Source organism: Pseudomonas sp. P5_B2 (assembly GCF_056400445.1).
Map to the genome: position 1 here is coordinate 1 of NZ_JBFULH010001027.1, position 1,132 is coordinate 1,132.

Sequence of the window (1,132 nt, forward strand, 5' to 3'; positions counted from 1 at the left end):
CCCATTCGACCGTAGTTACACCTACCACCCCCTCCTCCTTCAAAGTCAGCCGCTATAGCGGCAAAGGAACAGTCATGCCTGAAGAAAGCGCCGCGACCCTGCGAGTGAGGATCATCCAATACATGCGGAATGAGCCTGGAGCTCGGCACTGGTTCTGCACGTGGTGGTATCGATTCCACATCGAACCCTTCACCACAAAGCAGGTTCGCCGCGAACTGGAAAGCATGGAGCGTGACGGTCTTGTCGAGTCTGACCACAGCCAGAGCAACAATACCAAGTGGAAGTTGATCGAGAAGCCCGATCAGGTGACGCCATGATCGCCCTCGCCTGGTTCGCCTACGTGTATTGCTACAGGGGGAAGTGACGTTCACCTCGGCAGCCTCTGTGGAGACAGTGGGGGGGGACCCCGACTGACGAGGTGAACCATTATACCTTAGCCCATCTTCTCGACCTGCGTTAACCCTTCATTTGATTCCCACAACTCAACCAGCCTGCCGGTGAACGGCGGGGAGGAATCCCCATGTCCCAAGAAACCCTCAACGCCTATCAGGTTGGCGACAACGACATCGTTGCAGCCTACGACCCAGCCGGTGCAATCAAAGTGCTCTGCGACTTCAGCGGATACCCGAACAGCGAGTTCGATCTGGGGGACGTCGATCTGGTCAGCGACACCATGCTCGTCAACACCGAAGCCTACGACCAGGACGAAGGCAAAACCGTCACCCTGGATAAAACGCTGCACCAAGAATTGGAACAACTGACCGAACCGGCCTACCTGCACGGCTGGGAATAACCCGTAACCACCTTCTGCCGCCACGCGCGGCATGGAGCATCAACATGGCAGCAGCTGAACAGTTGGACAACGGCATCATGGGCGACAAGGTGCCCGAGGCAAAGATGGCCGAAATTCTTGGCACCACCATCGCAGCCTTGCGCTCTAAACGTGCTCGAAACCAAATCCCTCTGGGGGTTTGGAATAAGCACGGCAGCAGGATCATTTACAGCATTAGGAGATATTACGAATGGCTCGAAAGTCAGTGGGAATGCCCGCAGGAATGGACATCCACCATGGGTCAATCCGCATCCGCTTTATGTGGAACGGCAGCAGGCGCAGCGAAACGCTCCCCTACCC

General features: G+C 56.5%; 3 protein-coding genes. All 3 read left to right on the top strand.

Annotated elements, in window-relative coordinates:
* On the top strand, positions 1 to 317 hold a 317-nt coding region (locus AC1DRJ_RS28895), incomplete at its 5' end, for a hypothetical protein (RefSeq protein ID WP_477805140.1).
* A gap of 203 nt (positions 318 to 520) precedes the next feature.
* Positions 521 to 793, top strand: a complete 273-nt coding sequence (locus tag AC1DRJ_RS28900; RefSeq protein WP_477805141.1) for a hypothetical protein — start codon at positions 521 to 523, stop codon at positions 791 to 793.
* Between the two features lie 44 nt (positions 794 to 837).
* A partial coding sequence (locus tag AC1DRJ_RS28905) for a hypothetical protein (protein ID WP_477805142.1) occupies positions 838 to 1,132 on the top strand: 295 nt, incomplete at its 3' end.